This is a genomic window from Kaistella flava (ex Peng et al. 2021) (assembly GCF_015191005.1).
GTDB classification, from domain to species: Bacteria; Bacteroidota; Bacteroidia; order Flavobacteriales; family Weeksellaceae; genus Kaistella; species Kaistella flava.
This window is the reverse complement of record NZ_CP040442.1, coordinates 1342585-1367540: the sequence shown is the minus strand read 5'-3', so window position 1 is coordinate 1367540 and position 24956 is coordinate 1342585. Positions and strand designations below refer to the sequence as shown.

Genomic DNA, 24956 nt, shown 5'->3' with positions numbered 1-24956 from the left:
ATTGATTGAAGATGAAAAATATAATTAAATATCCGGCGCAAAACACCTGGAAAGCTTTCTTACAAAGGCCAGCTCTTGAAAAGAAAGATTTAAGAAATACCGTTCAGGAAATATTCTTGAAGGTCAGAAATGAAGGTGATTCCGCTTTAAAAGAATTCTCTGACAAATTTGATCAGGTCAATATTGAAAATTTATTAGTTTCTAAAGAAGAATTAGAATTTGCGATTAATGAAGTTTCAGAAGAATTAAAAACTGCAATCAATCAGGCTACAGAAAACATCTATAAATTTCACGTTGCTCAAAAAGGAAGTACCGAAGAAATTGAAACCACAGAAGGAGTTGTTTGCTGGCGTGAATCCAGAGCGATTGAAAAAGTCGGATTGTATATTCCAGGCGGAACGGCGCCACTTTTTTCAACGGTTTTAATGTTGGCTGTTCCAGCAGAAATTGCAGGTTGCAAAGAAGTTATACTTTGTACGCCACCGCAAAAAGATGGTTCTATTAATCCCGCAATTTTATACACCGCGCAATTGTGTGGAATTACAAAAATTTTTAAAGTTGGCGGTGCGCAAGCCATTGCGGCTTTAACTTTTGGAACGGAAAGTATTCCAGAAGTTGACAAGATTTTCGGTCCCGGAAATCAATATGTCACGCAGGCGAAACAATTGGCGATGGAATTTAATGTCGCCATCGATTTACCTGCAGGACCAAGCGAAGTTTTAGTAATCGCTGATCAATCGGCAAATCCTATATTTTGTGCCGCAGATTTATTGTCTCAAGCGGAACACGGATCTGATTCACAAGTCATTTTTATTTCGACAGATGAAATTATTTTTAATGAAACTTTAAAAGAAATTGAAAAACAGTTAGCTGAACTTCCAAGAAACGAAATTGCAAAATCAGCTTTAGATAACAGCCGTTTTATTTTATTGAAATCTGTGGATGAAGCCCTTGAAATGAGTAATTTCTATGCACCTGAACATTTAATTTTATCGGTAGAAAATCCAAGAAGTTATATTTCAAAAATTACAAATGCAGGTTCTATATTCCTCGGAAATTATACGCCGGAATCAGCCGGAGATTATGCGAGCGGAACCAATCATACTTTGCCAACAAACGGTTTTGCTAAAAATTATAGTGGCGTTTCCCTCGACAGTTTTGTGAAAAAAATAACCATTCAGGAAATTACAAAAATCGGACTGAAGAATATTGGAAAAACTATAGAAGTCATGGCAGAAGCGGAAGGTTTGAACGCTCACAAAAATGCTGTTTCACTTCGCTTAAAATCTTTAGAAAATGGAATTTAATTTAAATAAAATGATTCGTCCGCATTTGGTTGGAGTGAAATCTTACCAAACTTTGCGCGATTCTTACATCGGTAAACAAGCGATTTATTTGGATGCAAATGAAAATCCGTTTGGTGAATTTAACCGATATCCCGATGGTGATCCGATTCAACTAAAAAAGAAACTGGCTGAGATTAATTACGCAAAAACTGAGAATTTATTTTTAGGAAATGGCAGCGATGAATTGATCGATTTAACGATGCGCATTTTTTGCGAACCGACGAAAGATTCCATTCTGATTATGAATCCGAGTTTTGTGATGTACGAAATTTATGCAAAGATGAATAATCTTCACGTTGAAAAATTACAACTGAATTCAGATTTTGAATTAGAAAAAGATAAGTTTTTAGATACAGTTTCTAAAAGTGAAGCAAAAGTTTTATTTCTCTGTTCGCCAAATAATCCAACAGGAAATTCTATTGACGATTTAGAGTTTTATATTCAAAATTTTAATGGAATTGTAGTCGTTGATGAAGCGTATATTGAGTTTTCGCCGAATGATTCTGCGGTCAAATTATTGAATAACTACCCAAACTTAATTGTGCTAAAGACTTTATCAAAGGCTTTTGGAATGGCTGGTTTACGAGTCGGAGTTGGTTTTGCCTCACCAGAAATTGCAAATTTGTTCATACAACTTAAGCCTCCTTACAATATCAGTTCAGAAAGTCAAAAATTGGCTTTGGATCAATTGAATAATATCGGACCAATTCAAAATAATATCAAACTTATTTTGGAAGAAAAGGAAAAATTGAAAGAAGGTTTAGATCAAATTAATGAGGTCGTAAAAATATATCCTTCTGATGCTAATTTTTTCCTGATTGAATTTAAAGATGCACAATTGATCTATCAGAAATTATTAGACAAAAACATTTTGACAAGTTTAAGACATCCCAATTTAAAAAACTGCCTTCGAATTAGTGTCGGAACTGCTCAAGAAAATTTAGAACTATTAAAAGTATTATCAGAAATAAACTAATCATGAAAAAAGTATTATTCATCGACCGCGACGGAACGATAATTATTGAACCGCCGACAGATTTACAAGTAGATTCTTTAGAAAAATTAGAATTTTATCCAAAAGTGATTCAGAATTTAGCCAAGATTGTGAAAGAGTTAGATTACGAATTGGTCATGGTGACGAATCAGGATGGTTTGGGCACGGATTCGTTTCCGCACGAAGATTTCAGAATTCCCCAGGACAAAATGCTGAAAACTTTAGCCAATGAAAATATTATTTTTTCTGACATTTTAGTTGATAATAGTTTTGAATCAGAAAATTCACCGAACAGAAAACCAAGAACCGGATTGCTTCAAAAATACATTTATGGAAATTACGATTTGAAAAACTCATTTGTTATCGGTGATCGAAAAACAGATATAGAATTGGCGAAAAACTTGGGAACGCAATCTATTTATATTGCAGAAGGAAATTTTGAAGGTGCAACTTTAACTACTAAGAACTGGGACGAAATTTATCAATATTTAAAGCAGATTCCGCGCAAATCAAAGGTCAATCGAAAAACCAAAGAAACTGAAATTTCTATTGAATTGAATTTGGATGGAAGCGGAAAAGCAAATATCAATACAGGTTTGGCGTTCTTTGATCACATGCTAGAACAAATCTCAAAACATGGGAATTTTGATTTGGAAGTTTTGGTTAATGGCGATTTACAGATCGATGAACATCACACCATTGAAGATACGGCTTTGGTTTTAGGGACTTGTTTTGAGCAAGCTTTAGGTTTAAAGAAAGGAATTGAACGTTACGCTTTTGCTTTGCCAATGGACGATTGTCTGGCGCAAGTCGCATTAGATTTTGGTGGACGAAACTGGTTAGTTTGGAATGTTGATTTTAAAAGAGAAAGAATTGGCGATGTTCCGACAGAACTTTTTTATCACTTCTTTAAATCATTTACGGACACTGGAAAATGCAATCTCAATATTCAGTGTGAAGGTGAGAATGAACACCACAAAATTGAATCGATTTTTAAAGCATTTGCAAAAGTTTTACGGGATGCAGTGAAGCGAGATGATAACAATTTCTCCATCCCAAGTACCAAAGGAATATTATGATAGCGATTATCGATTACGTTGCTGGAAACGTGAAATCCGTTGAAAATGCCGTGAGAAAATTAGGCTTTGAAACCTTAATCACTTCAGATTTTGAAGAAATTAGAAATGCGGAAAAAGTGATCTTTCCTGGAGTTGGTGAAGCGTCAACAGCGATGAACTATTTGAAAAGTTTAAAGCTAGATGAATTAATTCCAACTTTGAAACAACCTTTTTTAGGAATATGTTTAGGACAGCAATTATTGTGTGATTTCTCAGAAGAAGGAAATACCGAATGTCTTGGAATATTCGACCTTAAAGTAAAACAATTTCCCGCCACAGATATTGTCCCGCACATGGGTTGGAATAATTTGCAGAAGATAAGTGGTCAACTTTTAGACGGGATTTCTGAAGAGAATAATTTCTATTTTGTTCACAGTTATTATTGCGAAGTTGGAGAAAATACGACTTCAGAATGTGATTATATCTTGCCTTTCAGTGCGACTTTACAGAAAGATAATTTTTATGGAACACAGTTTCACCCGGAGAAATCAGGCGATGTTGGCTCAAAAATTCTCGAAAACTTTTTAAAACTAAAATAAAATTCATTAACCACAAAGTCACAAAAGGTGAAATTTGGTCATATTAAAGTGCGCAAAAGTTATTGGTATTAACTTTATGCTTTTATGAACCTTTCTGTTGCTTTAAGAATTAAAAAACTTTTGTGCCTTTTTGTGGTTTAAAAAATAATATAAAATGAAAATAATTCCAGCCATAGATATTATCGACGGAAAATGTGTTCGTCTTTCAAAAGGAGATTACGACACGAAAAAAATATATCACGAAAACCCTTTGGATATTGCGAAAGAGTATGAAGCGAATGGAATCCAATATTTGCATTTGGTCGATTTGGATGGTGCAAAAGCTAAGACCATTAAAAATTTAAAAACTTTAGAAATCCTCGCAACACAAACGAATTTGATTATTGATTTCGGTGGTGGAATAAAAACTCGAGAGAGTTTAGAAAGTGCTTTTAATGCCGGAGCAAATCAAGTGACGATTGGAAGTATTGCTGTCGAAAATCCAGAAATGTGTATAGACTGGATTAATGAATTTGGGGCAGAGAAATTAATTCTAGGCGCGGATTGTTTACACCGAAAAGTCAAAACTTCGGGTTGGTTAGAAAATTCGGATCTTGATGTGATTGCTTTTATTCAATCGTATCAAAATAAAGGAATAAAGGATGTGATTTGTACGGATATTTCCAAAGACGGAATGTTGCAAGGTCCATCGTTCGAATTGTACAAAGAGATTTTGGATCAATGTAAAGTATCCTTAATCGCAAGTGGCGGAATTTCATCCATTCAGGATTTGGATGATTTAAAAAAGCTCGGTTGTTCCGGCGCAATCATCGGAAAGGCTTTGTACGAAGGGAAGATTACTTTGAAAGAACTTCAAAAATTTTTATAAAATGTTGAAAAAAAGAATCATTCCATGTTTGGATATCAAAGATGGAAAAACGGTAAAAGGAATTCAGTTTGAAGATTTACGAATTGCCGGAGATCCAGTTGAACTCGCAAAAAAGTATGTCAAAGATGGCGCTGATGAATTGGTTTTTCTCGATATTACAGCAACTTTAGAAGGAAGAAAAACTTTAATTGAACTCGTTGAAAAACTCAGTTTAGAAATCAATATTCCTTTTACGATTGGTGGTGGAATTTCCTCCGTGCAGGATGTAGAAGCGTTGTTAAAAGCAGGCGCCGACAAAGTTTCCATCAATTCTGCTGCAGTTCGACGTCCGGAATTAGTTCGGGAAATCGCCCAACAGTTCGGAAATCAATGTGTTGTGGTTGCGGTTGACACTAAAAATATCGACGGTGAAGACTATGTTTTCATCAACGGCGGAAAAATTAAAACCGAATTGAAAACTTTAGATTGGGTAAAAACTGTAACAGATCTCGGAGCCGGAGAAATTCTGCTGACTTCCATGGATTTTGACGGAACGAAAAATGGGTTTGATATCCGAATGCTGCAGAGCGTTTCAGAAGTTTGTCACCTTCCAATTATCGCTTCTGGCGGTGCCGGAAAGATGGAAGATTTTACGGAAGTTTTTACTAAGACAAATGTTACGGGAGCTTTGGCAGCGAGTATTTTTCACTTTAATGAAATAAAAATATCCGACTTAAAAGAAAATTTAAAACAAAACAAAATATCCATAAGATGATGAAATCGCCATTAACAAGTTTAAAAATAAAGAGGAATATTGTTTGAAGCGATTACATATGACATTTAAATACAATAAAAAATCACATATGAAATTAGATTTTGAAAAAGGAAATGGTTTAATTCCTGTAATTATCCAGGACGATCGAACACAACAGGTTTTAATGTTGGGTTACATGAATGAAGAAGCCTTAGAATTAACTCAAAAAGACGGACGAGTTCATTTTTTCAGCCGGACCAAAAATAGAATTTGGCTCAAAGGAGAAACCTCTGAAAATTACCTGTACGTAAAAAGCATTAAAGAAGATTGTGATTCTGATGCGCTTTTAATTCAGGCAAAACCTGCCGGAAATGTTTGTCACACTGGAAGTTTTAGCTGCTTTGAAGAGAAAAAGTCAAAAGGGTTTTTATATGAATTAGAAGAAACTATTTCCGAACGAATAGATCAGAAAGTGGAGAAATCTTATACTTACGATTTGTATCAAAGAGGTATCAATAAAATGGCGCAGAAAGTAGGAGAGGAAGCCGTAGAATTAGTTATAGAAGCAAAGGACGATAATGCCGACTTATTTAAAAATGAAGCCGCAGATTTGCTTTATCACTTATTAATTTTACTAAAAGCAAAATCGTTTACATTAAGGGACATCGAAGAAGTCTTGATGGAAAGAAGCCGGAAATAAAAATGAATTTTTTCTTAAAGCCACGAATTCACGAATAATGCTTTTACTTTCTAATTTAAGTAGAAAAGGGAAGGTTTGTGAAGATTGAAGAACATAGTTCACTTAAGATGAAAGTCGTAGATTTTTAAACTTTGTGTTCTTTTAGAAACATGAAATCACTATAATCTTTTTTGACTTACGGTTTATTAAAATTGTCATTTACTGAAATGATTTTATTCTTAATAGAAATTACATTATAATAATTTTAGAATCAATAAAATTCGTGCATTCGTGGCAAAATAAATTACTTTTTAATCATGATTTTCTTCGTAACCTTCTGATCTTCCACCGTCATCGTTCCCAAATATAGACCAGAAGAAAGTTTCGAAATATTAATTCGTTTCTCATTCTTCGTTTGTAGTAAAGTTCGACCATTTAAATCTACAATCGTAAAACTGAAATCTATGAGGTTTGAGTTGATCATCTCAATTTGAATAAAATCATTAGCCGGATTCGGATAGATCTTCAGTGATTCTAACATCTTTTCTGGTGGACAATCGACTGTTGACAAAGCGTTTGTATCTGCTGTAGCAAAATATTGAACAGCTCCTAACGCCGCTTTTCCCACATTATAAACAAATACCGGATCCATATTCACATAAGTGTCGCCTGTAGTATGCGGTTTTGTACTTTCATTATATTCATAAATTCCAGTAATGACTTCATTGTTAGATTGAAAAGGCATATAATCAGAGGCGTATGCATATGAAAGATTGGTCTGTAGAGGAGAGTAGAGTGTAACGCAGTTCATCAATTGCTGGGTGATGGTATTCGATGCTGCATTGTTTGAACTTGGGTTGCTGGTATCCCGTTCGCAAGTAATGGTATTATTGACTTGTCCAGCCACACCACCAACTTGATCAATATTAAAGACCAGTTTAATATCCATTTTCGGCGAAGTAGAATTCACCACGGTATTTACATAATTTTGACTTCCCAAAAGACCTTGCTCTTCACCCGTAAAATTGATGAATTTTATAGAATATTCGGTCGGCACCTCTTTTAGGATTCTCGCCATTTCCAAAATCAATGAAACACCACTTCCATTATCATTCACGCCAGGACCTGTAATCGTGTCGTAATGACCACAAACAATAACAAATGTATTTGGGTAAGTCGTTCCGGTTTTAGTAATGATTAAATTCTTGGTGGTATTTCCTTGGTACAAAAATGCATTTTCAGAAATCTCTCCCTCAGTATATCCAAAAGAAAGGTATTTGGTTTTTAGCCAGGCGAAAGCATTATTATTACTAACGCTACCAGTTTTCTTTACGCCCAGATTCGCGAACTCGGTTAGGGTAGTATTGATATTAGTCTGACTGATTTCATTAACTCTATTCTGGTAAGCTTGAGTGAAATTTTGGCTAAACGCCGAAATAGAAAATACAGTAGTAAGCGAGAAAAATATTTTTTTCATTATAATATAAGTTAAGTAAAAATAACAAAAAAATCTCACACCTAATGGTATGAGATTTATAATTGATAACAAAAAATTTTACATTTATTTTACTTGATCTACAATTGCTTTGAACGCTTCAGGATGATTCATTGCTAAATCAGCTAAAACTTTTCTGTTCAATTCAATGTTGTTCGTTTTAAGAGCGCCCATAAACTGGGAGTAAGACATTCCGTGTTCTCTTGCACCAGCGTTGATACGCATGATCCATAAAGATCTGAAATTTCTTTTCTTTTCTTTTCTACCGCGGTAAGCATATTGCATTGCTTTTTGTACGGCATTTTTAGCTACGGTCCAAACGTTTTTTCTTCTACCGAAAAAACCTTTCGCCAGCTTAATTACTTTTTTTCTGCGAGCTCTAGAAGCTACGGCATTTACTGATCTTGGCATAATTAAATTTGTTTTTTTGAAAAGGGCGGTAAATTATTTCATTACACTTTTTTGCACCGTTTCAGGGTTAAATTTTCTGAATTTGTTAATTCTTATAAACCGGTTGATTTATAAAAACTATTTTAAAGCTAATTGACGTAAAACGCTCTTTTTGTCCACTTCTGCAACATAAGAAGTTTGCGTAAGATTTCTCTTTTGCTTCGTTTCTTTTTTGGTCAAGATGTGGCTTTTGAAAGCACCTTTTCTTTTAATCTTTCCGGTTCCGGTAAGCTTAAAACGCTTCTTAGCACCTGATTTAGTTTTTAATTTTGGCATTTTGCTTAATTTTATCTATTTGTTATCAATATCTTTTTCTTGTCATGCATATCAACTTTACAGCATTCTACACATTTTTCAGACTGCAAAAGTACGAAATTTCAGTGAATTACAAAAACATATTACAGCTGAATATTTCTAAAGGTTAACATCGGTTATTTTGTTCCTAACTTCAGAATTTGGGCGTGCCCCTCGGTCGGTCATTCCACCCGCTTATGGCGGGCTCCATTTCCTCTCTCAGGTCGGGCTCTCCGCTCATACTCCTCATGCCAAAGCTTTCCCACCGCTTATTCCGGGGTAACCGCTGCGATCCCTCACGCGAAGGATCATTTCACCGACTGAAATAGAAACTAATTTTAATCTGTTTACAGTCAACAGCGCGCGGTGTTTAAACATTTACTATCATTATGGGTTAGAGATTGGTAAGCCTGCAAATTTAATTGTGTTTAATGAAAGTTCGCTGTATGGAGCCATTCGGAAAAGAGTAAAGGTGCTGACTTCCATCCGGAACAGCGACTTCCTTTTCCGCAAAAAAGAATAGGAAGTCGACAGTTCTTTAAATATTTATTTAGTCAAAAAAGTAGACTTGTTGAAATTCAGACAACATTACATATATCATAGAATCCTTAAACAATAACATTTCTGCATCTGAGGAAAACCAAAACTAAAAAACGCTTATTTCAGCAAAAAAACTACGAAAAAAAACACTGTTATCAACTGGATAGCAACCTTTTTTTGTTTGAGTAGAAGAATATTACAAGGCTGAACCCAAACTTTTTTTAGAAAAGAAAGAAATGACTAAGCCCGGCACCGATAATCCGATGGCTAAATAAATTAAACTCATTGGAGAAAACCGGGCAAGTAAGAGTCCGCCCAGTGATGTGGCGATCATAATTGATAAATTAAATACGGAGGATTGAACGGAAGTCGCAACATCTTTTGCGCTTTCTACCTGTCTGCTTACGGCAGCCTGTAATAAAGTGACCAGCGGGCCAAAGGAAAGTCCCCATAAAAAGAAAGCGAAATGACCGATTCCCGTGGTCCGCCCAAAAATCAAAAACAAGCCCATCGAAATAATAAGCAACGCAAACATAGCGACTGTCAGCAGTCTTAAATGTTGATCGGTATATTTAATGGCGAGCAGCACAGAGATGATTGACCCGATTCCGAAAAGGAGCAAAGCGCTTTCAATTCCGCCCGCCAGTTGAATTTCCTCTATAAGGCCTGTAATATAAACATACACACCGTAATGGGCGATTACGGCCAGCATAGTTAGCAACAGTAAGATTAAAACAGCAGGTATTTTGAGCAGAGCAAAAGGGGAGGAACTTTTAGTCAGGTTTTCTCCAGGTGTTGAGGGCAAAGAAAAAAAACTGAGAACTGCGATTCCTAAAATGACAACTCCCAGTCCAATGAATTCTGTTCGCCAGCCATATCCATTCCCGATGAAAGTCATGATTGGCATACCGACGCTGATGCCTAAAGTATTTCCAGCCATAATTACTGCGATTGCTTTTCCGTGATGGTTCTCTTTTACGAGCCGCATTCCATACGCGGCAATCATAGGCCACATAACGCCCGCACATATTCCACCAATTACTCTTAAAATAATAATGAGGGTATAATTATGCAGCAGTCCGGCAATAATATTGGAGACTGCAAAACCGCCGAGTAAAATCAGCAAAAGCATTTTACGGTTGAACTGCATGGTCATAGAAATAAGCGGAATTGCAAAAATAGCAGAGGCGATAGCGTAGTAGCCTACGAGGTTGCCAGTTTGCCCCTCCGTTATTTTTAAATCAGCCATCATTTGAGGCAACACGCCCGAAGGCATTAGCTCCGAAAGTATTCCTACAAAAGTGACCGACGACATAAGTAACATGATCAGCCACGGGAAATTCTCATCAGATTTCGGTGGTAAATTTAGTTTGCTCATCGTTTTTATTTTGATGTTTAATATAAGAATTTTTTGTGATATTCTTATTCCGCAGGTTTTAGTGTATTGCAAAAAATTTTAAGGGAGAAAAGAGGGAATGTATCCGATTCTGATCGGTCCTTTTCGCTTCTGAAGGAAAAGAACAGGCGAGAATGTTGGTTTTAAAAACGACATTTAAAAAATATTGAAGATAGTAATTAATAAAAACTTACTTTTCATTTCGGCAGCAATCCGTCATATCATTGTGAATTTTTTTTCAAAATCTTATAAAATTTCTCTTTACTTTTTAATTTAATGGTCTTCTAACTTTTTTATCTGCTCATGGACCTTGCATTGTTTAATGATATGGTCGATTTTAGAAATCAGTTTTAAATAACAGAAATAGAGGTAATCGTGAAATATTTTTCTCATTTTTGCATCTTCAAAAATAGAAGAATGAACTTAGATAAAAGAATAATACCGCTGGCACTCGGAGGTTTGGGCATCGGAACCACGGAATTTGCGGTCATGGGTTTATTGCCAGACATCGCAAAAACTTTAGCGATCACCATTCCGCAGGCGGGCCATTTAATTTCGGCATATGCTTTGGGCGTTGTAATCGGCGCACCTTTAATTATAGGATATGCCGTAAAATTTCCACCCAAAAAAGTGTTGATCGCTTTAATGGTGATATTTACTTTGTTCAATGGACTTTCGGCACTCGCGCCAGATTATTCCACCATGTTGATTATCAGATTTCTTTCAGGTTTGCCGCATGGTGCTTTCTTCGGAGTGGGAACAGTGGTTGCAGCAAGAATGGCAAAAAAAGGGAAGGAAGCCTTTAATATCTCACTGATGTTTACAGGGCTCACCGTCGCAAATCTCGCTATGGTTCCCTTCGTTACGTATATTGGTCATACTTTTAACTGGCGCTGGTATTTTGTAATTGTGGGAATTATTGGAATAGTAACGTTAGTTTCTCTAAAATTTTGGCTGCCGAACATCGAAAAAAAAGGAGAGACGCGTTTTCTGGAAGAATTAAAATTTCTGAAATACAGACAGTCCTGGTTGGTTCTACTGATTACCGCGATCGGCTTTGGAGGATTATTTACGTGGTTCAGTTATATCACGCCTTTGATGACCGAAGTGTCAAAAATAGACAGCGCTTACATGGCATATGTAATGGTACTTGCCGGTGCGGGTATGGTCGTCGGAAACCTCGCTGGCGGATTTCTATCGGATCGCTTAGGACCTGAGAAAACTTGTTCTCTTTTATTATTTTTAATGATGTTTTCGCTGGTCGGCGTATTTTTCTTGTCGGAAAATAAACCTGTTTCTTTGATCCTCACTTTTATATGTGGCGCACTGTCCATGGCGGTGGCGGCACCGATTAATATTATGATGATGAAAGCCGCGCCGAGAAGTGAAATGATGGCAGCCGCTTTTATGCAGGCGGGCTTCAACGGTGCAAATGCGCTGGGTGCTTTTTTAGGCGGAATTCCGTTGGAAAAAGGCTATGCCTTCAATTATCCTGCACTGGTCGGTGTTGGAATGACTTTTATCGGCTTGCTTTTCAGTTTGAGGTATTGGTATCTGCATCAGAAAGGCCGTTTTGGGACGGACAGATTAGCAATTTGATTTTAATTATTGAAACTACAATTTTATAAATAGTATTGAACTAAAAAAGAGACTCTTTGGAGCCTCTTTTTTAGTTTATAATTCAATTTTGTATAATTAGCATATTACCAAATTTAAATGGCCTATTTTTTCAGGCTCATCATCACTTTCTTACTCGTACAAAAAACCGATCTAGATAGTATCGAGATCGGATGCAATTGTACTTTTTTTAAAAGGTATTTCTGTGTCCTTCAGAATCCATATCTGATTCCATACCATCGCTTGCGGTATCATAAAATCTAGTTGAATCGGTAAAATAGAGATTGTTTTTTGCTTTACTGATAATTCTAGCGTATTGTGCTTCACTTAAATCATTATGTTTTACAGTAGGTTCTGGATATCTGTCTTTTGTAAATTCGTTGATATTAATTGCTCCTTGATCATTCATAATTTCTTTTGCTTTCTCTGCACGATCAATGTCATCGGTATAAACTGTTACGATATTACTTTTAGTAGCTGCGTAACTGTATTTCTTTTTTTCATCTTCACTATCACCGAAAAGCCATTGCCAAAATCCTGAAGTTTTTTCGTCTTCTTTAAATTGATAATTACTTGACGTTTTGTCGTCAAGTCCGGTAGTGGAGTAGCGGGAAACAATGTAATCCTCTTTTGGAAAGCCTGCATTGTCTAATTGGTCTGCGACTTTATCTGCATCTTCATGGTTTGGGAACATTCCCACGATGGTGTATGACATAATTTTAATTTTAATATTAATAATTGTAATTTGGTAATTAATTAAATATCAAAAACTATGACAAAAGAGATGTATGGTATTAATTTTACAAGTTTTTAACACAATAGTCAAAAACGAAAAATTTGCTTAAGTTTTTACACTAAAAGTTTTGAGTAGGTGATGATTGCGTATCAAAAAGCAAAACACTAATTTTTATTTTTTCTGTATGGTCGGTTTTACCTTTCAGTATGAAGTTTTTTTGTAAAAAGCATTTGACTTTAATACAAAAAAAAGAGACTCCAAAAAGTCTCTTTAATATAATTCAAAGTTGAATAATCAACAAATTATCAAATTTATTTAGCTGGTTTTTTCGGGCTCATCATCATAATCATTCTCTTACCTTCTAATTTAGGCAATTGATCAACTTTTCCTACGTGCTCTAATTCCTGCGCTAATTTAAGAAGAAGGATTTCTCCCTGATCTTTAAATATGATTGAACGTCCTTTAAAGAAAACGTAAGTTTTCAATTTTGAACCTTCTTCCAAGAATTTTTCAGCGTGTTTTTTCTTGAAGTCATAATCATGCTCATCAGTTTGTGGACCGAATCTGATTTCCTTGACAACAACTTTAACTTGTTTGGCTTTTAATTCTTTTGTCTTTTTCTTTTGCTCGTAAAGAAACTTTTTATAATCCAAAATTCTGGAAATAAAAGGTTCTGCTTTATCTGAAATAACCACTAAATCCAATTCCAGATCTTTAGCTATTTCTAGAGCTTTTTCTAGCGGATAAACGCCTGGTTCCACATTATCACCTACTAAACGAACTTCTCTTGCACGAATCTTTTGATTGATCTGGTGCAAATCTTCCTGAACTCGTCTCTGTGGACCTCTACCTCTGTAATGAAATTTCTGTGCTATGGTGTCTTATTTTTATTGGTTAAATTCTAATTATTAATTTTTGCTTCTTTTTTGAAGTAATTGATGAAGTCTCCTACACTCATCGTGCCGAGATCTCCTTCGCCTCTTCTACGAACAGAAATCGTGCCGTCAACTTCTTCATTCTCACCTACGATAAGCATAAACGGTAGTTTATTCATTTCTGCATCCCGGATTTTTCTTCCAGTCTTCTCGTTTCGGTCATCAATCAGACCGCAAATATCGTGATTTTCCAGCAATTGTGAAACTTTTTTTGCATATTCAACATATTTTTCACTAATCGGCAAAATCGTGAATTGATCTGGAGCCAACCAAAGTGGGAAATCCCCAGCAGTATTTTCTAATAAGATGGCAATAAAACGTTCCATAGAGCCGAATGGCGCACGGTGAATCATGACAGGTCTGTGTTTCTCATTATCGCTTCCAATGTATGTAAGGTCAAATCTTTCGGGTAAATTATAATCTACCTGAATGGTTCCTAACTGCCATTTACGACCAAGTGCATCTTTTACCATGAAATCCAGTTTCGGGCCATAGAACGCTGCTTCACCAGTTTCAATAACGTAATTTAAGCCTTTCTTTTTAGCTGCTTCAATAATTGCGTCTTCTGCCTTTTTCCAGTTTTCGTCGCTACCAATATATTTTTCTTTATTCTCCGGATCTCTTAAAGAAACCTGAGTTACAAAATCTTCAAATCCTAAAGATTTGAAAACATAAAGTGTTAAATCAATTACATTTTCGAATTCTGCCATCAATTGATCAGGCGTACAGAAAATGTGCGCATCATCCTGCGTAAACCCACGAACTCTGGTCAAACCATGAAGTTCTCCCGATTGTTCATATCTGTAAACTGTTCCGAACTCTGCAAATCTTTTTGGTAGATCTTTGTAAGACCATTGACCAACTTTATAGATTTCACAGTGGTGAGGGCAGTTCATTGGTTTTAACATAAACTCTTCACCTTCGTTTGGAGTTTTAATTGGCTGAAAACTATCGGCACCATATTTCTCCCAGTGACCAGAAGTCACGTATAATTCTTTGGCACCAATATGCGGTGTCATTACGAATTCATATCCTGATTTTTTCTGCGCTGCAGATAAAAAGTCTTCTAATTTTTTTCTTAAAGCTGTTCCTTTTGGTAACCATAATGGTAAACCAGCTCCAACTTTTTCTGAGAAAGCAAAGATTCCTAATTCTTTACCTAATTTTCTGTGATCACGACGTTTAGCTTCTTCTAAGCGTTCTAAATATTCGGTTAAATCTTTCTGTTTTGGGAAAGAAATTCCGTATACTCTTGTAAGTTGTTTATTTTTTTCGTCTCCTCTCCAATATGCTCCAGCTGCATTAAGAACTTTTACCGCTTTTACAATTCCTGTTGCTGGAATATGTCCACCACGACATAAGTCTGTGAAATTGTCATGGGTACAGAAAGTAATTTCACCATCATTAAGATTGGTGATTAATTCTGTTTTATATGGATTGTCTGCGTATTCTTTTAAAGCATCTGCTTTTGAAACAGGATACAAATCGAAGGTTGAATTCTTCTTTGCATTCTCCAACATTTTCTTTTCGATTTTCTCAAAATCTTTTTCAGATAATGCTTCGTCACCGAAATCTACGTCGTAGTAAAAACCTTGCTCGATTGCCGGTCCTATCGTTAATTTTGCTTCTGGATAAAACTCCATAATCGCTTGTGCAAGAAGGTGAGCAGAAGAATGCCAAAATGCTTTTTTGCCTAAATCATCGTTCCAGGTGAGAAGCTGAAGGGTCGAATCGCTGGTTATAGGCGTGGTGATTTCTACCTGTGTTCCGTTTAAAATTGCGGAAATGGTATTTCTTGCCAAACCTTCACTAATTGATTTTGCTACGTCAAGCGGAGTTATCGCGCCTTCAAATTCTTTGATGCTTCCATCGGGAAGAGTAATTTTAATCATTTTGAACTAAAAATTTTAAGTTGCGAAAATACGGTTTTTTTTGCTTTGTTTGATTGTCTTTTAAGTAAAACTATCATGGAAGAAAAATTGAAAATTAGTTTGATTAAAAGATGGTATAAAATTTTAGACAGAAGAAAGTAGGAGATTGTAATTTTGAAAAAGAAAACTTTATTTTAAAAATAAATTATTCATTGCTATTCTAAATAGAAATCGTCCCAAATACTTTCATTTGAAACGATTTCCAACTATTAAAAAAAATTACTTGTTGTTTAATAAATCGATGGGTTTTTGGCTTAACTTAATTTTATAATCCTTCAATTGTTTTCTTTTCTTAAAAAGAATTAAAGAAGTGTTCGTTGGTTTTGTATTTTGAACTTTCTCATAATAAAGACCTTTTATCTTATTGAGTTCACCTCCAAATTTTATCAAAATATTTTTTGCTTTATGCGCTCGGTTTAAATTAGGCGTATAAACTGAAATTTCATTTTGATCAATAAAATGATCCTCTACTAAAGATTCCGGTTGAAATTTTGAGTTTTTTGTAAATCCGGGAAATTGTTTAATAAATCCGGCATTTGTCAATTGTTTAGCAGCTGAAATTGCATCATCGATTGTGGGAAAAATTCCGATTATATTATAAGTCATGGCGAAAATTTATTGGATTTTGCATACTATTATGCGTAACATATGGTATGCAAATTTTATGACAATCGATCAATATTCAGAGACATTAATAATACTTTAACATTAAATGAAAAAAGCGAAAAAATTAATTTTCGCTTTTTTGAGCAGTATTATCGGTTTTTCCGCTAGGATTTAAATCGGAGGTTTCCTTGATTTCCTTTTTTAAAGTGGTTTCAGAGTTAATCTTTTCTGATGAAGCTGGAACATTTGGGAAATCTTGATTTTGCTTTTTTACTTCTGCTTCTTTGCTTTTTTTATTTTTGTCGGATTTCATAAGATGCTATTTAAAGTTTTGATAAATCGAGTTGACCGGTTTGATCCTCTATTTTATAATTCAAAGCCTTTGCCAAAACAAATATTTGATCCAGATTTTCTAAAAGCTGTTTTCTACCTTCATCGCGAAGTCGATTTTGATTGACGGTTTTGTACGCGTTATCTTTCGCTGTTTTAGTGATTTTTTGAAAATCTTTGTCAGTAAAACGATTAAAGAAGGAATCGTCCATCGATTGAATTTCCACGCTTGGAATAATGCGAATATCAGCGTTTGGTAATTCTTCAATGATGAGTTTCTTATTGGTTGAGTCTACCTTAATTTTCATTTTGGACAAGTCGTAAGAAACCTGTGCATTGGTTTTGGTAAAGGTAATAATCTGCTTTTCAGTGGAAGGTAAAAGAGCACTTCCTAACATTTGCGAGGTGATCTTTGTTTTCTGCATGCTCGAAAAATCCTGTTCCATTACGACCAGTTTATTCATCTTCCTTATCTGATTGGTGATGATGTAATAATCGTTCTGTACTTTGTCCTCAGCTTTTTTAGTTAAGGAATTCCACAAAAAAAAGAGGAGCAACATTGCTACTGCACCTGCGATAAAGAATAATGGTTTTTGGTTTGCTTTCAATTTATTTTATTAAATCTTTGAGGGAAGTATTGTCTTTTTTAAGAATATCAACTAAATCTCTTTCCAGATATCCTGTCGAAGGACTTTCAATAATCCTGCCAATTTCTTTGCCGTACTTCTGTACAATAATGGTTGGTACCCGTTGAATATTCAAGGGTCCTTCTTCACCATTCGGAGCTTCTTTTTGACGATTAACTGCAATCATCGTCAATTTAGTTTCCGGATATCCTACCGCTTCCAATATTTTGAATAATCTCGGAACTTCTCGATGGCTGTCTTCACACCAAGTTCCCATTACCAATGTAATGTTGTAAGAATTGAGTTTTTCTTTTTTTAATTCAGCAATTGCTTTTTGATCAATTGAATATTCGTCGTGTTCTTTCACGAACCATTCGCTGTAAGGTTCTTTTAAAAGTTGATCTTTTGTTTGGTGTCCTAAAAGCATTTTTCCGTCTTTTGTATGATTTACTTCGCGATTAACTACCACTTTCTGTGATTCACAAGATTGTAAAGCAAGAAATAGAGTAGAAGCAGTGAATATTATTTTGGTTAAATTTTTCATTAATTAAGTGTAATTAGATAATTAATTTTCTAATATAGTTTTTAAATCCGCCGGTGAATAGTATTTATTCTTAAGCACTTTCTGATCAGAAACTCGATGAACATTTATTTTATCACCTGATTTTTGAGAATAAGCTTCTTCACCTTTTTCTTTATAAAAGGCAATGGTTTCGTCAGCTTCTTGTTGGGTAGCACAAGCTTTCGACATATTTGATCTTTGAACTTCATTGAAGAGTGTTGTGAATTTTTCACCCAAACCGAATTCTAAAACTGCTCCGCTTAAAACGTATTGTAAATCACATAAAGCATCTGCAATTTCTACCAAATCATTATCAGCAATGGCATCTTTCAGTTCATTTAATTCTTCCTGTAATAATGAAATTCTTAAGTTGCATCGATCTGCACTGGGAATTGTAGGTTGGTCTAAAATGGGTGCGTTAAACGTTTTGTGAAATTCTGCAACCTGATTTAGGGAATCAATTTTATCCATTCAATTTTTAATTTTAACAAAGATAAACATTCAAGTGAGAAGTTTAAAATGGTTTTCTTTAGAAATATTTTGTTATCGATTATCAAACAGAAAAAGCCCAGAAATATCCGGGCTTTCAATTTTATTTAAAGAAATATTATTTTGAAATTTCTCTTCCAATAACTAATCTTTGGATTTCAGAAGTTCCTTCTCCGATTGTACAAAGTTTAGAATCTCTGTAATATTTTTCAGCAGGGAAATCTTTAGTATAACCATAACCGCCAAAAATCTGAACTGCGTTATTAGCAATTCTTACACAAGCTTCAGAAGCGTATAGTTTTGCCATTGCTCCTTCTTTGGTCATCGGTTGCTTTGCATTTTTCAGATTTGAAGCACGTTGAATTAATAATTCTGCAGCATCGATTTCTGTTGCCATATCGGCAAGCATGAAATTAATCGCCTGGAATTCATTAATCGCTTTTCCGAATTGATGTCTTTCTTTGGAATATTTTAAAGCTGCTTTATAAGCACCTCTCGCAATTCCTAAACTTAGGGCAGCAATCGAGATTCTACCACCATCTAAGATTTTCATCGCTTGTTTGAAACCTGAACCAACTTCACCTAAACGGTTAGCATCAGGAACTCTAACGCTATCAAAAATAAGTTCTGCGGTTTCTGAAGCACGCATTCCTAATTTGTTTTCTTTTTTACCCGAAGTAAATCCAGCCATTCCTTTTTCTAAAACGAATGCAGTCGAATTATTTCTTGCTCCTTTTTCCCCAGTTCTGGTCATTACCACAGCGATATCTCCAGAAATTGCATGAGTGATAAAGTTCTTTGCACCTGAAATAATCCAGTCATCACCGTCATTTACAGCAGTCGTACTCATTCCTCCGGAATCAGATCCAGTGTTATGTTCTGTTAGTCCCCAAGCTCCGATTACTTTACCAGAAGCCAATTGTGGTAACCATTTATGTCTTTGCTCTTCACTTCCGAATTCATAAATATGATTTGTGCACAGTGAATTATGAGCAGCAATAGAAAGTCCAATTGAAGGATCAACCTGCGAAATCTCATCCAAAATAGTTACATATTCATGGTAACCTAAACCAGAACCGCCATATTCTTCAGGAACAACAATTCCCATAAATCCCATATCACCAAGTTGGTGAAACAATTCTACGGGAAAAGTTTGGCTTTCGTCCCAGTCCATAATATTTGGACGGATATTTTTTTCTGCAAAATCCCTTGCGGTTTCTGCAATCATATTAAGATTGTGAGTGGTCTCGCTATTCATATTTTATATTTGTTCTCAAAGATATAGAAAATGTACAAAAACCTAAAATTATTTATTGTGTTATCCATTGAATTAATAGATTGTAATTAATAACTGTAGAACTATACGCGTTTAGAAGATATTTATCATTAAAAATTAATATAGGTTTCCATATATTTCAAAAACATATATTGTAATTTAGCACCAAATATATTATATGAAACAACTTTTATTTTCTGTTTTCTTATTGCCTACCTTCTTTTTTTCTCAAGTGCCGACGAATTATTATGATGGTACTTCTGGACTTAATGGATATGAACTAAAATCAAAACTCCACGATATTGTTTCGAAAAAAACTATTACATGGCATTACGGTGATCTACCGAATTTCTATGGAAAAACAGACGTTGATCATTTTTATGATTATGATTCCTCTAATGATACTTATTTGCTGGATATGTATAGCAATAATCCAACGGGAACAACTGCTTATCATTATACAAAAGAGAATCTCATCAGTTCTGCTGGAGCTGAGGGCTTGGGTTATAATCGGGAACACATGATGCCGCAAAGTAGTTTTAATAGTAATTATCCGATGTACTCAGATTTGTTCTTTGTAATTCCAACGGATGCAAGAATTAATCAATTAAGAAGTAATTATCCCTATGGAATTGCGGGAACGACGAATTATTATACGTTTACGAACGGTTCTAAAATTAGCAAAAATGGAACTCCAAATTCAGGATATACAGGAAGGGTTTATGAGCCAAATTCCGAATTTAAAGGAGATATCGCCAGAAGTTTATTGTATTATGTTGTTCGATATGAAGGGAAATTAAATTCTTTCAATTTCTATAATGGAACTTCACCTGCAAATGATACGAGTCCTTTAGATGGAAGTGAAGAGAAAGCTTATGAAGATTGGTTTTTAGCGCTGCTTTTACAATGGCATAATAATGATCCCGTTTCGCCAAAAGAAATTGAGAGAAATAATCGAGTATTTGCGATTCAGAAAAATAGAAATCCTTTTATTGATCATCCCGAATGGGTCAATGCGATTTGGTCACAAAGTCCTGTTGTAGTTGTTCCTGAAGCTCCAGCTGATTTGAGCAGTTCGAAAACCAGCGCTTATTTTGTTAATTTGACTTGGACTCCTTCTTCTGATAGCAATGTTTTAGGATATAAAATCTATCAAAATGGAATTTCTTTGGGATATACAAAAAATGCAAATTTTACAGTAGATCATCTTTCTCCGTCAACGCTTTATCAATTTACGGTAAAGGCCTATTATAAAAATTATACGGAATCTCCTGAAAGTAATTTGTTATCGGTTACTACTTTAGATCAAGATATTTATTCTAAAGATTTAATGATTACCAAATATTTAGAAGGAACAGATAATAATAAAGCTCTTGAAATTACTAATAAAACCGGACATGCCGTAGATTTGAATAAGTATCGTATCAGTATTCAGTTTCATAGTGGAACTAATTATTATTTCCCAGCTCCTTATGAATTAGAAGGTGTTGTAGAAAATAATCAAACCTTTGTAGTTCTTAATCCGAATGCGAATTTCACTTGTATTACAAATGATCAGGCGAGATTTGTTTCGGCGGCTCCACAAATGACTTTTAATGGAAGTAATTATGTAGAACTTCGTTATGTTTCCACTGCTGTTGATGCTGTAGGAGTTTCTTATTTTAATAATTCTTCAACTTTATCAGATGTGTCCTTATATCGATCTGCTACTGTTACAGAGCCAAGTAAACTCTTTAATCTTTCAGAATGGCAATCTTATCCTGGTGATTATTGTGAAAATTTAGGAGTTTTATCAGCTGCTGATGTTAACGTTATTAAAAAAGATGAATTTTCAATTTATCCGAACCCTGTAGTTGGAAATACTTTATATATTAAAGGAAAACAAATTGAAAAAATTCAGAATGCGTCAATTACAGATTTCTCCGGAAAACAAGTTCAAAAATTGAATAAACCATTCAAAAATGGTCATTCGATTGATGTACAAAAGCTTCTTCCAGGAGTGTATATTTTGCAGCTGGATAAAGAATCCTTGAAGTTTATTAAAAACTAATCATTACGATAATTTATAAAAAATCAGTTTCCTCGGAAGCTGATTTTTTATTTAAGGTATAATCTCATTTTTTGTTCGGCCTCTGGTTTAATATTCATCGTTCTAAAGAATTTTTTTTCATTTGAAAACGTGATTCTGTAATAGATAATTTTATCTGCATAATATTTAAAATAAGGATGGTTTTTTAACCAAGATTCTGGTGCGTCCATCAAAGTGTATTTTGGAACATTCTCTGTAAATAAAAAAGCCGTTGATATTAGTGTTTCGGCTAAATCTTTATCAATATTATAGGTGTCGATAATTTGTTTGGTGTTCACGAATCCTCCTAATTTATTTCTAAATCCAATAAGGCTCGCAGCGCTTTTTTCATCAAACCCAAATTCGATTAACTGTTTAAAAGTTATTTCATTCAAATCTGTTTTCTTGAAATCTGTTTTTGTTTCTGCATTATTGTTTGATTTTACAGATTGATTTTGTTGAGAGTTATTTGAATTAACTGGTGAATGGTCTGAACTTTTGCTATTTGTATTTTCAGAATTTAAAATGATATACGGCTTTATCTGCTCAAACTTTTCCGCCGAAATCACAAAGCAACGTGCAATATCTTCTAATGATTTAAAACTTCCTTTCAGATTTTTATCTCTGTAATTAATGATTACTTGAGCTTGTTTTTCAGAAAATCCGAGATTTTTCCAACCTTCAAGATTGGTCGTATTAGGATTAAAAGGCGAATAAGTAATCGTTGGTTTTTCAGAAAGAGGAGCATTACTTGCGAACGATTTTTTATCAAACTTATTTTCAGAACTACTTTCCGGAAGAAGTAAATAAGGTGCTAATTTTCTATAGTTTTCTTCATTGATAATATAGCATTCTTTAAATTTTTCTTTGCTAATGAAACTTCCGCCGAGATAATTTTTATATTTTAAAATAGAAACAGCTTGCTTTTCTGTAAAACCTAAATTGATGAAATCAGTAATACTATAGGAATCCGGATTAAATTTCCCAGGAATTGATAATCCTTTATTGTAATTGTTTGAATACTGATTGGAAGATTTTCTGGGAGTATAATTGCTAAAGTTTTGGAATGAAGTCGACTTTTTTGGACTGTTGGGAAGTACAAAATAAGGTGCTAGCTCATTGTATTTTTCTTCTGAAATTGCATAGCATTTCTTAAGCTGTTCTTTTGAGTTAAAACTCCCTCCAACTACAGATTTATATTTGAGAATCGTAGCAACTTGTCGCTCAGAGAATCCTAAATGAATCCATTGTTCCTCATTGAGATCATTAGGATTAAATTCAGATAAATGGACTTTTTTAGAAGTGAGGTTTCCGCCTTCTAAGTTTTCTGAAAAGCTAATTGGGGCGTTATCCTGATTTTCTTCGGCACTGAAAAAATATAATCCGGATACCAAGAAAATACCGGATGTTACAAAACCTAAGAAATAATTTTTAGCTGCTGAAAGTGGTACGGTGAATCTCATAGTCGTAATTTTCAGTAAAGTTATTCTGAAAAATTTTCGTCCAAAAGAGAAAAACACCTATTTTAATAAACGAAAAACGCTATTTTTCATTCGGGTCTTTCTACGAGAGACTCTTTTAACTTCTGTAATTCAGCTTTCACAAACTCCAATCGGTCAATCATAGAAACGGTTTCAGAGATTTTTGAATTGGTGGTTAACGCAATTCTGGCGCCGTCGAGAGTATAGCCTTTTTCTTTAACCAGGTGATAGATTATTTTTAGATTTTTAATATCCTCTGGCGTAAAATATCGGTTGCCTTTTTTGTTTTTCTTAGGCTTAATTATTGGGAACTCTTGCTCCCAATAACGAATGAGTGAAGCATTGACATCAAAAGCTTTTGAAACTTCGCCAATAGAATAATAGAGTTTATCTGGTAAATTAACTTTCATTTGAATTAGGTCAAAAACAAAAATACATAAAAATTAAGACTATTTAAAGACAACATTAATCATGTTTATTTAATAAGCAATTTCGATTTTTAATTTTTTATTCTTCAATCTTTGATTTTCTAATTTTTTCAATAAAGCAACTACTTTTTGGCGGTTTACAGCAACATAAGAAGTGGTGTCTTTTACTTCAATAAGTCCAATATCATCTTTCTCTAATTCTCCTTTTTTAATTAAAAAACCAACGATGTCAACTTTGTTAACTTTATCTTTTTTTCCAGCACTTATATAGATGGTAAGAAAAGGAGTTCTTGACGGCATTTTATAATCCTGCGTTAGAACTTCTTCTTGCGTATTTTTTTTAATGAAAGGGAAGTTTTCATCTTCAGTCATTATTAAATATACGTAACCTTTCGCATTCATTCTGGCGGTACGTCCGTTTCTGTGGATGAAAGCATCTTCCTTCGGAGGCAGTTGATAATGAACGATAGATTCTACTTCAGGAATATCTAAACCTCTCGAAGCTAAATCTGTGGTAATTAAAATACGCGAAGAATCATTTTTGAATTTGAGTAAAGCTCGTTCTCTTTCATCCTGTTCCATTCCACCGTGAAAAGTTTCTCTCGAAATTCCTTTCTCCTTTAATAATTCAGAAATACGATCAACAGCATCACGGTGATTACAGAAAATTAATGTTCTTTTGTTTCCGATTTTACAAAGTAAATTGAATAAAGTATCTAACTTTTCTTCTGAAGTAGTAATTACTTTCCGTAGTTGAAAATCTGGTTTTATCTCCAGTACTTTTAAGAAATCAACTTTTTCGGGACGATTGACACCTGTGAATTCTGGTATTTCTGGCATCGCAGTAGCGGATGTCAGTATTCTTTGTGATAGATTTGGCATCTCATTAATAATGAAACTCATGTCCTCATGAAAGCCAAATTCCAGCGACTTATCGAATTCATCTAAAACCATTGTTTCAATTGTAGTTGGATCGAAATTGTCGTTTTTTAAATGATATGCGATTCTGCCCGGAGTTCCTATTAGCAAAGCGGGAGATTCGATTAAATTATTGACTTCTATTTTTTTATCATGACCGCCATAACAAACGGTGACTTTATAATCGGTTCCCATGCTTTTGAAAACCTGTTCGATCTGCAAGGCTAATTCTCGGGAAGGAACCAATATGATGGCTTGGATACCACTATTTGTTTTCTTTAAATTTCTTAATATCGGAAATAGAAAACCAAGCGTTTTTCCTGATCCTGTTGGCGAAAGAAGAATAACGTCTTTGTTGTCTTCTGAAGCTTTATAAGTGGTTTTTTGCATTTGATTCATGTCCTGAATCTGCAAGTTTTGATAAATCGTCTTTAATTCCATTTTGCAAAGTTACAAGAAAGCACGTATTAATTGTATTTAATAGAATGTTTTTAATTAAAG

Annotated in this window: 25 protein-coding genes; 9 read left to right on the top strand and 16 right to left on the bottom strand. The window is 34.5% G+C overall.

The features are described from left to right. Positions 1-11: 11 nt before the first annotated feature. The 7 genes from hisD (at position 12) to hisIE (ending at position 6298) form a co-directional block, all read left to right on the top strand. On the top strand, positions 12-1307 hold the full coding sequence (gene hisD, locus Q73A0000_RS06265) for a histidinol dehydrogenase (protein WP_193813218.1): 1296 nt from the start codon (positions 12-14) through the stop codon (positions 1305-1307). Then, positions 1297-2322 carry a histidinol-phosphate transaminase gene (hisC, locus tag Q73A0000_RS06260; RefSeq protein ID WP_193813217.1) on the top strand — a complete coding sequence of 342 codons (1026 nt, stop codon included), beginning with the start codon at positions 1297-1299 and terminating at the stop codon, positions 2320-2322. The genes hisD and hisC overlap by 11 nt, the downstream gene beginning before the upstream one ends. Positions 2323-2324: 2 nt before the next feature. Next, positions 2325-3419 carry a bifunctional histidinol-phosphatase/imidazoleglycerol-phosphate dehydratase HisB gene (gene hisB, locus Q73A0000_RS06255; protein ID WP_193813216.1) on the top strand — a complete coding sequence of 365 codons (1095 nt, stop codon included), beginning with the start codon at positions 2325-2327 and terminating at the stop codon, positions 3417-3419. Beyond that, positions 3416-3997, top strand: a complete 582-nt coding sequence (hisH, locus tag Q73A0000_RS06250; protein WP_193813215.1) for an imidazole glycerol phosphate synthase subunit HisH — start codon at positions 3416-3418, stop codon at positions 3995-3997. Before hisB ends, hisH begins: the two co-directional genes overlap by 4 nt. A gap of 154 nt (positions 3998-4151) precedes the next feature. Further along, a complete protein-coding gene (gene hisA / locus Q73A0000_RS06245) occupies positions 4152-4865 on the top strand; it encodes a 1-(5-phosphoribosyl)-5-[(5-phosphoribosylamino)methylideneamino]imidazole-4-carboxamide isomerase (RefSeq protein WP_193813214.1) in 714 nt (237 codons plus the stop codon). A 1-nt stretch (position 4866) separates the two neighbouring features. Further along, positions 4867-5619 (top strand): imidazole glycerol phosphate synthase subunit HisF, encoded by a 753-nt coding sequence (hisF, locus tag Q73A0000_RS06240; RefSeq protein ID WP_193813213.1) that lies wholly within the window; start codon positions 4867-4869, stop codon positions 5617-5619. 88 nt (positions 5620-5707) lie between these two features. Beyond that, complete coding sequence (hisIE, locus tag Q73A0000_RS06235; protein WP_244140827.1) at positions 5708-6298, top strand: bifunctional phosphoribosyl-AMP cyclohydrolase/phosphoribosyl-ATP diphosphatase HisIE; 591 nt, start codon at positions 5708-5710, stop codon at positions 6296-6298. Between the two features lie 283 nt (positions 6299-6581). Here the strand turns inward: hisIE and Q73A0000_RS06230 are convergent, their stop codons facing one another. The 4 genes from Q73A0000_RS06230 to Q73A0000_RS06215 form a co-directional block, all read right to left on the bottom strand. Beyond that, complete coding sequence (locus Q73A0000_RS06230; protein WP_193813211.1) at positions 6582-7754, bottom strand: M28 family peptidase; 1173 nt, start codon at positions 7752-7754, stop codon at positions 6582-6584. Positions 7755-7838: 84 nt separating this feature from the next. Continuing rightward, positions 7839-8183 (bottom strand): 50S ribosomal protein L20, encoded by a 345-nt coding sequence (gene rplT / locus Q73A0000_RS06225; RefSeq protein WP_133440761.1) that lies wholly within the window; start codon positions 8181-8183, stop codon positions 7839-7841. A 117-nt stretch (positions 8184-8300) separates the two neighbouring features. Next, entirely contained in the window at positions 8301-8498 is a 198-nt protein-coding gene (rpmI, locus tag Q73A0000_RS06220; protein ID WP_027377392.1) for a 50S ribosomal protein L35, read from the bottom strand. Between the two features lie 754 nt (positions 8499-9252). Next, positions 9253-10434 (bottom strand): MFS transporter, encoded by a 1182-nt coding sequence (locus Q73A0000_RS06215; protein ID WP_208458810.1) that lies wholly within the window; start codon positions 10432-10434, stop codon positions 9253-9255. Positions 10435-10869: 435 nt separating this feature from the next. Here Q73A0000_RS06215 and Q73A0000_RS06210 point away from each other — a divergent pair, with 435 nt between their 5' ends. After that, entirely contained in the window at positions 10870-12051 is a 1182-nt protein-coding gene (locus Q73A0000_RS06210; protein ID WP_193813210.1) for an MFS transporter, read from the top strand. Positions 12052-12259: 208 nt separating this feature from the next. On the opposite strand, the gene Q73A0000_RS06205 is transcribed toward Q73A0000_RS06210, so the two are convergent. From Q73A0000_RS06205 to Q73A0000_RS06165, 9 genes are all read right to left on the bottom strand, one after another. Continuing rightward, complete coding sequence (locus Q73A0000_RS06205; protein ID WP_193813209.1) at positions 12260-12784, bottom strand: hypothetical protein; 525 nt, start codon at positions 12782-12784, stop codon at positions 12260-12262. Between the two features lie 332 nt (positions 12785-13116). After that, positions 13117-13623 carry a translation initiation factor IF-3 gene (infC, locus tag Q73A0000_RS06200; RefSeq protein ID WP_185113915.1) on the bottom strand — a complete coding sequence of 169 codons (507 nt, stop codon included), beginning with the start codon at positions 13621-13623 and terminating at the stop codon, positions 13117-13119. A gap of 83 nt (positions 13624-13706) precedes the next feature. Then, complete coding sequence (thrS, locus tag Q73A0000_RS06195; RefSeq protein WP_193813208.1) at positions 13707-15632, bottom strand: threonine--tRNA ligase; 1926 nt, start codon at positions 15630-15632, stop codon at positions 13707-13709. Positions 15633-15890: 258 nt separating this feature from the next. Continuing rightward, positions 15891-16277, bottom strand: a complete 387-nt coding sequence (locus Q73A0000_RS06190; protein WP_193813207.1) for a hypothetical protein — start codon at positions 16275-16277, stop codon at positions 15891-15893. A 124-nt stretch (positions 16278-16401) separates the two neighbouring features. Beyond that, positions 16402-16590, bottom strand: a complete 189-nt coding sequence (locus Q73A0000_RS06185; protein WP_193813206.1) for a hypothetical protein — start codon at positions 16588-16590, stop codon at positions 16402-16404. Positions 16591-16600: 10 nt separating this feature from the next. Beyond that, positions 16601-17167 carry a DUF4230 domain-containing protein gene (locus Q73A0000_RS06180; protein WP_193813664.1) on the bottom strand — a complete coding sequence of 189 codons (567 nt, stop codon included), beginning with the start codon at positions 17165-17167 and terminating at the stop codon, positions 16601-16603. Between the two features lie 49 nt (positions 17168-17216). After that, the gene (locus Q73A0000_RS06175) at positions 17217-17777 is read right to left on the bottom strand and encodes a TlpA family protein disulfide reductase (protein WP_193813205.1); all 561 of its coding nucleotides are present in this window, start codon (positions 17775-17777) and stop codon (positions 17217-17219) included. Positions 17778-17798: 21 nt separating this feature from the next. Continuing rightward, complete coding sequence (locus Q73A0000_RS06170; RefSeq protein WP_193813204.1) at positions 17799-18266, bottom strand: nucleoside triphosphate pyrophosphohydrolase family protein; 468 nt, start codon at positions 18264-18266, stop codon at positions 17799-17801. A 136-nt stretch (positions 18267-18402) separates the two neighbouring features. Next, positions 18403-19542: an acyl-CoA dehydrogenase family protein gene (locus tag Q73A0000_RS06165; protein ID WP_193813203.1), complete on the bottom strand. Its 1140-nt coding sequence runs from the start codon at positions 19540-19542 to the stop codon at positions 18403-18405. Positions 19543-19738: 196 nt separating this feature from the next. On the opposite strand from Q73A0000_RS06165, the gene Q73A0000_RS06160 reads away from it, so the two are divergent. Then, positions 19739-21610 (top strand): endonuclease, encoded by a 1872-nt coding sequence (locus Q73A0000_RS06160; protein ID WP_193813202.1) that lies wholly within the window; start codon positions 19739-19741, stop codon positions 21608-21610. Positions 21611-21657: 47 nt separating this feature from the next. Here Q73A0000_RS06160 and Q73A0000_RS06155 read toward each other — a convergent pair whose 3' ends face one another. The 3 genes from Q73A0000_RS06155 to Q73A0000_RS06145 all read right to left on the bottom strand — a co-directional run bounded on the left by Q73A0000_RS06155 (position 21658) and on the right by Q73A0000_RS06145 (position 24896). Beyond that, the gene (locus Q73A0000_RS06155; protein WP_193813201.1) at positions 21658-23091 is read right to left on the bottom strand and encodes a helix-hairpin-helix domain-containing protein; all 1434 of its coding nucleotides are present in this window, start codon (positions 23089-23091) and stop codon (positions 21658-21660) included. An 86-nt stretch (positions 23092-23177) separates the two neighbouring features. Further along, on the bottom strand, positions 23178-23519 hold the full coding sequence (locus Q73A0000_RS06150; protein WP_193813200.1) for a MerR family transcriptional regulator: 342 nt from the start codon (positions 23517-23519) through the stop codon (positions 23178-23180). Between the two features lie 69 nt (positions 23520-23588). Continuing rightward, on the bottom strand, positions 23589-24896 hold the full coding sequence (locus Q73A0000_RS06145; protein ID WP_193813199.1) for a DEAD/DEAH box helicase: 1308 nt from the start codon (positions 24894-24896) through the stop codon (positions 23589-23591). Positions 24897-24956 lie beyond the last annotated feature (60 nt).

Excerpts from the sequence above, each read along its gene's own strand:
- Q73A0000_RS06150 (WP_193813200.1), bottom strand. The coding sequence starts at position 23,519 with ATGAAAGTTAATTTACCAGATAAACTCTATTATTCTATTGGCGAAGTT.
- Q73A0000_RS06160 (WP_193813202.1), top strand. The coding sequence starts at position 19,739 with ATGAAACAACTTTTATTTTCTGTTTTCTTATTGCCTACCTTCTTTTTT.
- Q73A0000_RS06145 (WP_193813199.1), bottom strand. The coding sequence starts at position 24,896 with ATGGAATTAAAGACGATTTATCAAAACTTGCAGATTCAGGACATGAAT.
- Q73A0000_RS06170 (WP_193813204.1), bottom strand. The coding sequence starts at position 18,266 with ATGGATAAAATTGATTCCCTAAATCAGGTTGCAGAATTTCACAAAACG.
- rplT (WP_133440761.1), bottom strand. The coding sequence starts at position 8,183 with ATGCCAAGATCAGTAAATGCCGTAGCTTCTAGAGCTCGCAGAAAAAAA.
- Q73A0000_RS06230 (WP_193813211.1), bottom strand. The coding sequence starts at position 7,754 with ATGAAAAAAATATTTTTCTCGCTTACTACTGTATTTTCTATTTCGGCG.
- hisA (WP_193813214.1), top strand. The coding sequence starts at position 4,152 with ATGAAAATAATTCCAGCCATAGATATTATCGACGGAAAATGTGTTCGT.
- hisD (WP_193813218.1), top strand. The coding sequence starts at position 12 with ATGAAAAATATAATTAAATATCCGGCGCAAAACACCTGGAAAGCTTTC.
- hisF (WP_193813213.1), top strand. The coding sequence starts at position 4,867 with ATGTTGAAAAAAAGAATCATTCCATGTTTGGATATCAAAGATGGAAAA.
- Q73A0000_RS06175 (WP_193813205.1), bottom strand. The coding sequence starts at position 17,777 with ATGAAAAATTTAACCAAAATAATATTCACTGCTTCTACTCTATTTCTT.
- Q73A0000_RS06190 (WP_193813207.1), bottom strand. The coding sequence starts at position 16,277 with ATGACTTATAATATAATCGGAATTTTTCCCACAATCGATGATGCAATT.
- Q73A0000_RS06210 (WP_193813210.1), top strand. The coding sequence starts at position 10,870 with ATGAACTTAGATAAAAGAATAATACCGCTGGCACTCGGAGGTTTGGGC.
- Q73A0000_RS06185 (WP_193813206.1), bottom strand. The coding sequence starts at position 16,590 with ATGAAATCCGACAAAAATAAAAAAAGCAAAGAAGCAGAAGTAAAAAAG.
- hisB (WP_193813216.1), top strand. The coding sequence starts at position 2,325 with ATGAAAAAAGTATTATTCATCGACCGCGACGGAACGATAATTATTGAA.
- Q73A0000_RS06180 (WP_193813664.1), bottom strand. The coding sequence starts at position 17,167 with ATGTTGCTCCTCTTTTTTTTGTGGAATTCCTTAACTAAAAAAGCTGAG.
- thrS (WP_193813208.1), bottom strand. The coding sequence starts at position 15,632 with ATGATTAAAATTACTCTTCCCGATGGAAGCATCAAAGAATTTGAAGGC.
- Q73A0000_RS06155 (WP_193813201.1), bottom strand. The coding sequence starts at position 23,091 with ATGAGATTCACCGTACCACTTTCAGCAGCTAAAAATTATTTCTTAGGT.
- Q73A0000_RS06215 (WP_208458810.1), bottom strand. The coding sequence starts at position 10,434 with ATGAGCAAACTAAATTTACCACCGAAATCTGATGAGAATTTCCCGTGG.
- hisH (WP_193813215.1), top strand. The coding sequence starts at position 3,416 with ATGATAGCGATTATCGATTACGTTGCTGGAAACGTGAAATCCGTTGAA.
- Q73A0000_RS06205 (WP_193813209.1), bottom strand. The coding sequence starts at position 12,784 with ATGTCATACACCATCGTGGGAATGTTCCCAAACCATGAAGATGCAGAT.
- Q73A0000_RS06165 (WP_193813203.1), bottom strand. The coding sequence starts at position 19,542 with ATGAATAGCGAGACCACTCACAATCTTAATATGATTGCAGAAACCGCA.
- hisC (WP_193813217.1), top strand. The coding sequence starts at position 1,297 with ATGGAATTTAATTTAAATAAAATGATTCGTCCGCATTTGGTTGGAGTG.
- hisIE (WP_244140827.1), top strand. The coding sequence starts at position 5,708 with ATGAAATTAGATTTTGAAAAAGGAAATGGTTTAATTCCTGTAATTATC.
- rpmI (WP_027377392.1), bottom strand. The coding sequence starts at position 8,498 with ATGCCAAAATTAAAAACTAAATCAGGTGCTAAGAAGCGTTTTAAGCTT.